Source organism: Pseudomonas emilianonis (genome assembly GCF_023072625.1).
In the GTDB taxonomy this organism is placed as follows: Bacteria; Pseudomonadota; Gammaproteobacteria; order Pseudomonadales; family Pseudomonadaceae; genus Aquipseudomonas; species Aquipseudomonas paraveronii.
On sequence record NZ_JAKNRV010000218.1, the window covers coordinates 1 to 8,920 of the forward strand.

9 protein-coding genes are annotated in these 8,920 nt (G+C 62.2%); 3 read left to right on the plus strand and 6 right to left on the minus strand.

Going from position 1 to position 8,920, the window contains the following annotated elements; translation table 11 throughout:
• Positions 1-348: 348 nt before the first annotated feature.
• The 3 genes from L9Z73_RS19735 to L9Z73_RS19745 form a co-directional block, all read right to left on the minus strand.
• Entirely contained in the window at positions 349-2,697 is a 2,349-nt protein-coding gene (locus L9Z73_RS19735; RefSeq protein WP_247404383.1) for an FdhF/YdeP family oxidoreductase, read from the minus strand.
• Positions 2,694-3,533, minus strand: a complete 840-nt coding sequence (fdhD, locus tag L9Z73_RS19740; RefSeq protein WP_247404386.1) for a formate dehydrogenase accessory sulfurtransferase FdhD — start codon at positions 3,531-3,533, stop codon at positions 2,694-2,696. Before fdhD ends, L9Z73_RS19735 begins: the two co-directional genes overlap by 4 nt.
• A 97-nt stretch (positions 3,534-3,630) precedes the next feature.
• Entirely contained in the window at positions 3,631-4,518 is an 888-nt protein-coding gene (locus tag L9Z73_RS19745; RefSeq protein ID WP_247404388.1) for a LysR family transcriptional regulator, read from the minus strand.
• Between the two features lie 132 nt (positions 4,519-4,650).
• On the opposite strand from L9Z73_RS19745, the gene lysM reads away from it, so the two are divergent.
• On the plus strand, positions 4,651-5,094 hold the full coding sequence (lysM, locus tag L9Z73_RS19750; RefSeq protein ID WP_247404392.1) for a peptidoglycan-binding protein LysM: 444 nt from the start codon (positions 4,651-4,653) through the stop codon (positions 5,092-5,094).
• A 109-nt stretch (positions 5,095-5,203) separates the two neighbouring features.
• Here the strand turns inward: lysM and yrfG are convergent, their stop codons facing one another.
• Positions 5,204-5,866 (minus strand): GMP/IMP nucleotidase, encoded by a 663-nt coding sequence (yrfG, locus tag L9Z73_RS19755; protein ID WP_247404395.1) that lies wholly within the window; start codon positions 5,864-5,866, stop codon positions 5,204-5,206.
• An 87-nt stretch (positions 5,867-5,953) separates the two neighbouring features.
• Between yrfG and nudE the strand changes: the two genes are divergently transcribed.
• Together nudE and cysQ are read left to right on the plus strand one after the other, a co-directional pair.
• The gene (gene nudE / locus L9Z73_RS19760; RefSeq protein ID WP_247404398.1) at positions 5,954-6,520 is read left to right on the plus strand and encodes an ADP compounds hydrolase NudE; all 567 of its coding nucleotides are present in this window, start codon (positions 5,954-5,956) and stop codon (positions 6,518-6,520) included.
• Positions 6,517-7,353 (plus strand): 3'(2'),5'-bisphosphate nucleotidase CysQ, encoded by an 837-nt coding sequence (gene cysQ / locus L9Z73_RS19765; RefSeq protein ID WP_247404400.1) that lies wholly within the window; start codon positions 6,517-6,519, stop codon positions 7,351-7,353. Before nudE ends, cysQ begins: the two co-directional genes overlap by 4 nt.
• A gap of 128 nt (positions 7,354-7,481) precedes the next feature.
• Here the strand turns inward: cysQ and L9Z73_RS19770 are convergent, their stop codons facing one another.
• Together L9Z73_RS19770 and L9Z73_RS19775 are read right to left on the minus strand one after the other, a co-directional pair.
• On the minus strand, positions 7,482-7,937 hold the full coding sequence (locus L9Z73_RS19770) for a YiiD C-terminal domain-containing protein (RefSeq protein ID WP_247404403.1): 456 nt from the start codon (positions 7,935-7,937) through the stop codon (positions 7,482-7,484).
• Positions 7,938-7,963: 26 nt separating this feature from the next.
• Positions 7,964-8,920 (minus strand): sigma-54 interaction domain-containing protein (locus L9Z73_RS19775; protein ID WP_247404406.1); only part of this gene is annotated, 957 nt, incomplete at its 5' end.

Genomic DNA, 8,920 nt, shown 5'->3' on the forward strand with positions numbered 1-8,920 from the left:
GAACCGGTGTTACCGCCGACCTGCTGGCCGACGACCGAACCGAGTACCCCGCCCAATGCGCCGCCCACACCGGCTTCGGTGGTGCCGCCGGCCATGGCTGCGCCACTGACCAGGCCAAGGGACAACAAGAGAATCGAGGAGAACTTCATAGAGAGACCTCAAGAGGATGACGGCGCGATCCTGAGGCTGTGTCGACATTGTGACAATAGAAATCCGACCAGTAACACGACTTGTACACAATTCTATAAGTTACTGTTTTAACTAGGGAACTTAAGTGATTTTGGCGGGTCTGTAGTTACTTCGGAAGGGCCGCTTTTATGCAAAAGCGGCCTTTTTTGTGCCCGGAATTTACGCCGAGCGCGCCGTGATCAGGCCATTGTCGCTCGCCGCCTCCAGGCGAATCGCCACAAACTTCGACGTCGGCGTATGGCTGCCGTCCCCGGTGCTTTCCAAGGGCACCAGTGGGTTCACTTCCGGGTAGTAAGCCGCTGCCTGCCCCGCCGGAATATCGAACGCCAGTAAGGTAAAGCCTTTTACGCGGCGCTCACGGCCGTCTTCCCACAGCGACACGATGTCCGCCTTCTGCCCCGGCTTGAAGCCCAGGCGGATGATGTCGGCTTCGTTGACGAACAACACGTCACGCTGACCTTTCACCCCGCGATAGCGGTCGTCCAGGCCATAAATGGTGGTGTTGTACTGATCGTGGGAGCGCATCGACTGCATGATCAGGTCCGGCACGCGCCCGGTGGCGTGGGTGCGTTCGTGGATCAGGTCCTTGGGCAGGACGTTCGGGCGGAAGTTGGCGCGGCCCGAAGGCGTGCTCCAGCGACGTGCCCCGGCGGAGTTGCCCAGGTAGAAGCCGCCTGGGTTCTTGATGCGCTCATTGAAGTCCTTGAAGCCTGGGATGGTGTCGGCGATCAGCTCGCGAATACGCCCGTAGTCGGCCACCAGCCAGTTCCAGTCCACCGGTTTGCTGCCCAGGGTCGCGGCGGCGATGCCGGCGAGAATGGCCGGCTCGGATTTCATCAGGGTCGACAGCGGTTGCAACTGGCCGTTGGAGCCGTGGACCATGCTGAACGAGTCTTCTACCGTCACCGCTTGCGGGCCTTCGGCCTGGATGTCGATGTCGGTGCGGCCCAGGCACGGCAAGATCAGCGCGTCTTTGCCGTGCATCAGGTGGCTGCGGTTGAGCTTGGTGCTGATCTGCACGGTCAGGTCGCAATTGCGCAGTGCTTCGAAGGTGCGCGGGCTGTCTGGCGTCGCTTGGGCGAAGTTGCCGCCCAGGCCGATGAACACTTTGGAGCGTCCTTCCAACATGGCGTGGATCGCTTCGACCACGTTGTGGCCGTTGGTTCGCGGCACCTGGAACTGGAAGCGCCGCTCCAGGGCGTCGAGGAACGCCACCGGCGGCCGTTCGTTGATGCCCATGGTGCGGTCGCCCTGCACGTTACTGTGGCCGCGCACCGGGCACAGGCCGGCGCCCGGGCGACCGATGTTGCCGCGCAGCAGCATCAGGTTGGCGATTTCCTGGATGGTCGGCACCGAGTGACGATGCTGGGTGATGCCCATCGCCCAACACATGATCACGTTCTTGCCTTTGGCGTACATGCGCGCCGCTTGCTCGATTTCCACCAGGGGCAGGCCGGACTGCGCGACGATTTCATCCCAGGAGGTGTCGTCGATCTGGCCGAGGTAATCGAGCACGTTGACGGTGTGTTCGTTGAGGAAGTCGTGGTCGAACACCGCTTCCTTGCCTTCGGCCTGGGCCTGGCGTTCCCACAGCAACAGGAACTTGGCCATGCCGCGCAGGATGGCCATGTCGCCACCTAGTGCCGGGCGGAAGTACGCGGTGTTGGTCGGTTTGTCGCCGTTGGTGAGCATTTCCAGCGGGTGTTGCGGGTGCTGGAAGCGTTCCAGGCCGCGCTCTTTGAGCGGGTTGATGCACACTACCTGAGCGCCGCGTTTCACCGCTTCGCGCAGCGGTTCGAGCATGCGCGGGTGATTGGTGCCGGGGTTCTGGCCCCAGACGAAAATCGCGTCGGCGTGTTCGAAGTCATCAAAGGTCACGGTGCCTTTGCCGACGCCGACACTTTGCGCCAGGGCCACGCCGCTGGCTTCGTGGCACATGTTCGAGCAATCCGGGAAGTTGTTGGTGCCGTAGGCGCGCACGAACAACTGGTAGAGGTACGCCGCTTCGTTGCTGGCGCGACCCGAAGTGTAAAACTCGGCCATGTTCGGGCTGGGCAGGGCGTTGAGGTGCTTGCCGATCAGCTCGAACGCCGCCGCCCAACTGATGGGCTGGTAGCGGTCGGTCTGTGCGTCATAGCGCATCGGCTCGGTCAGGCGGCCCTGGTATTCCAGCCAATAGTCGCTCTGCTCGATCAAGGCGGTGACGCTGTGTTTGGCGAAAAATGCGGCATCGACGCGGCGTTTGGTGGCTTCCCAGTTGACCGCCTTGGCGCCGTTTTCGCAGAACTTGACCATGCCGCTTTCCGGCGAGTCGCCCCAGGCGCAGCCCGGGCAGTCGAAGCCGCCGTTCTGGTTGGTCTTGAGCATCATGCGCAGGTTTTTCAGCGCGTTGTCGCTGGTCAGCCATGCCTGCGCCACGCTGATCAGCGCGCCCCAGCCGCCTGCGGCACCTTTGTAAGGCTTGTAGCGCGGGGTCGGGGTTTGGTCGGCTTGATGATGATTGCTCACGGCTGTTTCTCCATCGCAGGGCTGTAGACCCGCGGCGCACTTTTCTGCGGCAGGTGGATGAGATTGAGGTTGTGCCGGCGTGCCCATTGCAGGGCCAGGCCGGTGGGCGACGACAGGCTGACCAGGGTCTGGATGCCCGCGCGCAGGACTTTCTGGATCAACTCAAGGCTGCAACGGCTGGTGACAATTGCTAGGCCGCCTTCGCTGGGAATCCGTTGGCGGATCAACGCGCCGATCAGTTTATCGAGGGCGTTGTGTCGGCCGATGTCTTCGCGGCCCAGCAGCAACTCGCCCTGGTTGTTCATGAACACTGCCGCATGCACCGCGCCGCTGTGCTGGCCCAGAGGCTGGAACGCGCTGATGCGCTGGCGCAGGCCGTCGAGCCATTCGGCCGGTGGCAGAGGCGCGCCGGGCAGTACCTCAAGGTCCGGCAGGGCTTGCTCCAGCGCTTCCACGCCGCATAACCCGCAGCCGCTGGTACCGGCCAGTTGGCGGCGCTGCTGCTTGAGGTTCCAGAACGCACGGCTGGAAATCTGCACCTGAGCGTACTGGGCAGAGCCCGTGCCGCTGAGTTTCAGGTCATAAATATCGCTAACGTCGGCGATAATGCCGCTGCCGATGCTGAAACCTACAATGAAGTCTTCCAGGTCTGTCGGCGTCACCAGCATCACGGCCTGGCTGATGTCGTTATAGGCGATCGCCAACGCCACTTCTTCCGCCAGCGCGGTGCTGGCGACTTCAGTGTGTTCGAGAGTGCAAAACTGGTAGCTCTGGCTGGCGGCGGGCGCGGGCGTTTGAAGAGCGGGCGCCGCGCAGACTGGGCGCTTGGCGTTCATGGGGCAGTACCGACGGCGGATGGGTCAGTGGTTAGACTAGGCGCGACAAAGCGTCGCGTCTAATTGCCAGTACTGATCTACCGATAGATGACGTCGATCAAGGCTCTGCCTGCGATTTCTGAAACAGCGCGAAACACGCTTCCGCCAACGCCGAACGCGGGGCGCTGCGTCGCATGATCAACCCCAGGCGGGCCAGGGTGTGGGCGTCTTCAATCGGTTGCAGGCGCAAATGCTCGGTCAGGGCGTCCAGGCCGCCGTCCAAGGGCATCACCGCACAGCACAGCCCGCCGTGGACAGCTTGTAACAATTGATGGACCGCATCGGTCTGCAACAACGGCTGCGGCTGCAGGCCTCGGCTATGGAAGTTGTGATCGATGGACTGACGGAAGTGCATGCCGCTGGTGAGCATGCCCAGGGGCAGTTCGATCAGTGCCTCCCAGCTCAGGGGCTGTTCGCCGAAGCTGAAATAGCGTTGGTCGTACAGCAGGCCCATGCGGGTTTCGCCGAGGGCCAGGGAGTCGAAGCGCTCGTTGTCCAGGCGGTCGAGGTACGACACGCCGAGGTCCAGGCGATTGCTCGCCAACTGTTCGAGGATTTGTTCGGAGCTGAGTGCCGACAGCTCAAAGCGCAGGCTCGGGTGTTCCTTGTGCAGTTGTTGCATCAGCGCCAACGGATCGAAACTCGACAGTGGCACCACGCCCAAACGCAACGTCCCCACCAGGTTACCGCGACAGGCGGCGGCTTCGGCCAGTAGGCCGTCATACGCCGCCAGCACCGTGCGCGCCCAGGCCAGCACGCGTTCACCCGGTGCGGTGAAGCCTTCGAAGCGCTGGCCACGGTTGACCAGCGGAAGCTCAAGTTCTTCTTCAAGGCTGCGCAGGCGCATCGACAGGGTGGGCTGGGTGATATGGCAACGCGCTGCCGCCTGGCCGAAGTGACGGGTCTCGTCGAGGGCGATGAGGAATTTCAGCTGCTTGATGTCCATCTTCGCTCCAGGGCTTATTCCAATGGCGGGGGGATTCTAGCGCGTTTGGATCTTTGGCCGGGTTGGAACCCGGTTCTGTAGGACTGGTCTAGTCTTTGGCATCTGGAACTTAACCCCCAAGGAGAGAGCACCATGAGTATTCTCAGCTTTGTAAAGGAAGCCGGCGAGAAGTTGATCGATCTGTTGACGCCGGGTAATGCGAACGCCAGTGAGCAGTTGAAGGCGCATGTGGCCAAGGTCGGTCTGGGTAATCCGAACGTACAGACCGCTGTTGACGGCGACAAAGTGACCGTGACCGGTGAAGTGGCCAGCCAGGAGGAGAAAGAGAAGATCCTGTTGGCGCTGGGCAACATTGCCGGTGTTGCGAGCGTGGATGACCAGATCAAGGTAACCGGCCCCGGCTCGATTGTGGCAGCGCGTTTTGTCGTGGTGAAAAAGGGCGACACCCTCAGCGCGATTTCCCTGGCGGTGTACGGCAAGGCCAACCTGTACAACAAAATCTTTGAGGCCAACAAGCCGATGTTGTCGAGTCCAGACAAGATCTACCCAGGGCAGACACTGCGTATTCCTGAGTAATACACCCAGCAAAAATGTGGGAGGGGGCTTGCTCCCGATAGCGGAGCGTCAGTCACTGAAAGTGTTTCTGATGCGCCGCTATCGGGAGCAAGCCCCCTGCCACATGGGTTTAGAGTCCGACAATAAGATCCCGGTAATCCTCGACTGCCGCAAATTCCCCGGTGTCCTTCGGCCCTTTTTTGCTGTCCGGCTCTTTCACCGCCAGCAAATGGCCCACGCCAAACGCCTGGGCGCTGCGCAGGATCGGCAAGGTGTCGTCGATAAACAGGCTGCGCGCCGGGTCGAAGTCGATATCGGCTTGCAGGGCGTCCCAGAACTGTGGGTTTTCCTTGGCGAAACCGTAGTCGTGGGAACTGATCAACCGCTCGAAATACGGCGCCAGTTCAATGCGCTCCATCTTCAATGACAGCGAATCACGATGCGCGTTGGTGATCAGGATCACGCGCTTGCCAGCCTGTCTGAGCGCCGCCAGAAAGGTGTCCGCATCCGGGCGCAGCGCGATCAAGTGCGCGGTTTCCAGCTTGAGTTCGCGCACGGGGATCTTCAGCTCCGCACTCCAGAAATCCAGGCAATACCATTGCAACTGGCCGGCGTTACGCTCGAACAGCGGCTGCAGCTCCATCTCGGCCATGGCCCGGCTCACCCCGTGCAACTCGGCGTAGCGTTGGGGCAGGTGCTCCATCCAGAAGTGGTTGTCGTAATGCAGGTCGAGCAGGGTGCCGTCCATGTCCAGCAGGACAGTGTCGATGGCGTGCCAGGGCAAAGAGGGCATGGGGCGTTCTCACGTAAGTAAAGATATCCGACACAGACAATCGGAAAAGCCACGGTATAGTAACCCGATCACGCCAAGGAGCCGCTCATGCGCCAGAAACCCACCGTCCTCGCCCGCGAAATAGTCGCCAGTAGCCGTTTGTTCCGCGTGGAGGAAGTGCAATTGCGCTTTTCCAATGGCGTTGAACGGACCTACGAGCGCCTGGTGGGGCGCGGTGCCGGCTACGGCGCGGTGATGATCGTGGCGATGATCGACGCCGACCACGCGTTGCTGGTGGAAGAGTACTGTGGCGGGACCGACGCCTATGAGATTTCCTTGCCCAAGGGCCTGATCGAGCCGGGCGAGGATGTGTTGGCGGCGGCAGACCGCGAACTCAAGGAAGAGGCCGGCTATGGCGCGCGCCAGTTGGAGCACCTCACCGAGCTTTCGCTGTCGCCTGGCTACATGAGCCAGAAAATCCAGGTGGTACTGGCCACCGATCTGTATGAAGAACGCCTGGAAGGCGATGAACCCGAGCCGATGCGTGTAGACAGGGTCAACCTGCGCGAGCTGTCGCAACTGGCGCAAAACGAGCAGTTCAGCGAAGGCCGTGCCTTGGCCGCGCTGTACCTGGTACGAGACCTGTTGACCCAGCGTGGAGCGTTCAGCGCATGAGCGAACTGTTTCTAGGCCACCCGTTTATTGCCCCGGTGATCGAGCTGGCCCACCAGGCCGGTGAGGTCATCATGCCGTACTGGCGTGCCAACGTGGCCGTGACGTCCAAGTCCGATGATTCACCTGTGACGGCGGCGGACCTTGCCGCTCATCATCTGATTCTCGCCGGCCTGACCGCACTTGACCCGAGCATCCCGGTGCTTTCCGAAGAAGACGCCGATATCGACCAGGACGTGCGTGCCGGCTGGCAGCGCTGGTGGTTGGTGGACCCGTTGGATGGCACCAAGGAGTTTATTTCTGGCAGCGAGGAATTCACCGTCAACGTCGCCTTGATCGAACAGGGCCGCGTCGTGTTTGGCGTGGTGTCGATGCCCACCAGCGGCCGCTGCTACTTTGGCGGCGCGGGCCTGGGGGCGTGGCGTTCGGATGTGAATGAAGCGCCCAGGCCGATCCAGGTGCGCCAGGCCCCGGCCGCCGGCGAGGCGTTTACCGTGGTTGCCAGTCGTCGGCACAGCAGCCCTGAGCAGGAGCGTTTGCTCAAGGGTTTGAGCGACGGGTTGGGCCAGCTGAAGCTCGCAAATATCGGCAGCTCGTTGAAGTTTTGCCTGTTGGCCGAAGGCAGCGCCGATTGCTACCCGCGCCTGGCGCCGACATCCCAGTGGGATACCGCCGCAGCCCAGGGCGTGCTCGAAGGCGCGGGCGGTGAAGTGCTGGAGTTGAGCGGCGAGCCGTTCAGCTACCCGGCGCGGGAATCCTTGCTGAACCCGTTCTTCCTGGCGTTGCCCGCCAAGGCCGCGTGGCGTGAACGCTTGCTGACCCTGGCCCGTTCGTAAGGCCTCAGCAGATCAAAATGTGGGAGGGGGCTTGCTCCCGATGGCGGTGGTTCAGTCACAGATGTACCGACTGATACCCCGCCATCGGGAGCAAGCCCCCCTCCCGCCTTTGTTTTTTGGCGTGGCGGCTAGCGGTGCAGGACGTACTGGCCGCTAAACGCCACTGCGCGCTCGTCACTGCCGTCATTCACAATCCAGGTCTCCAGCGTCAACCGTGCGCGGCCGTGTCGCTTGTACGTCGCCACAAAGCGCTTCCACACCTTCTCCTCCGGCGCCTGGCAGACCACGGTCGCGTCTCGTGTGACCGGCAGCGGATAGCTGATCTGCCCTTCCTGGATCACGATATGCCCGTCTTCAACGCCTTCTTCGCGCAGTTGCAAATGCAGCCAGCCCCAACCCGCTAATACGGCGCCGCAATAGAGGCTGCCGCCGAACATGGTGCTCTTGTGGTTGATATTGGCTTGCAAGGGCAAGTGCAATTGCAGTTGGCCGTGCTGCCAGTCGAGCACCTTGAGGCCCATTTCCCGGGTGAGGGGAATGTCGTGGTGGAGGATGGATTCCAGGTAACGGCTGTCGCGGCTCATGGCGGCCTCTTGGTGGGTAGGGTGGGTCATTCTTCGTCGCTGCTGTGGCTGGCGCTGTCGGCAAAATTGAGGCCGTGCTTGCGCAGTTTGTCATGCAGGGTTTTGCGCGGTACGCCGAGGGCTTCGGCGAGGCTGCGCAGGGAGCTGTGGGGGCGGGTCAGTTCGGCGGCGATCAGGCTTTTTTCGAACTGCTCGACTTGTTCGCTCAGGCCGCCGGGGGTGGAGGTCAGCACGCTGGCGGACGGGTTGTCCGGGGTGTTGTCCAGCGCCAATTCCAGGCCCAGGGCAAAGCGCTCGGCGGCGTTCTGCAATTCGCGCACATTGCCCGGCCAACTGTGGCGCAGCAGCAACGCACGCTGGCCCGGCTGCAGTTCGTGCAGCGGCAGGCCATGGCGGCTGCTGGCTTCGTCGGCAAAGTGCTGGAACAGCATCAATGCATCTTCACCGCGCTCGCGCAGAGGCGGAATGCGCAACGGTGCGACGTTGAGGCGGTAGTACAAGTCGGCGCGGAAGCGGCCCTGGTCGGCGGACTGGCGCAGGTCTTCCTTGGTGGCGGCGATGATGCGGATATCCAGCGGGATCAGTTGATTGCCGCCCAGGCGTTCGACCACGCGCTCCTGCAGCAAGCGCAGCAGCTTGACCTGCACATCCAGGCTCATGCTTTCGATTTCATCGAGGAACAGCGTGCCGCCGTTGGCGAATTCGAACTTGCCGATGCGGCGTTTTTGCGCGCCGGTAAAGGCGCCTGGCTCGTGGCCAAATAGCTCGCTTTCGACCACCGACTCAGCGAGCGCTCCGGCGTTGATCGCCACGAAAGGCCCACTGCGCCGGCTCGACAAGTCGTGCAATGCGCGGGCGACCACCTCTTTGCCGGCGCCGGTTTCGCCGAGGCGATCAAGGCATCCACTTCTTTCTCGGTGTCGAGTGGGTTGCCGTTGACCCAGGCGCCGATCATCAGTTTCAGCCCGTGCTTGCGCGCCAGG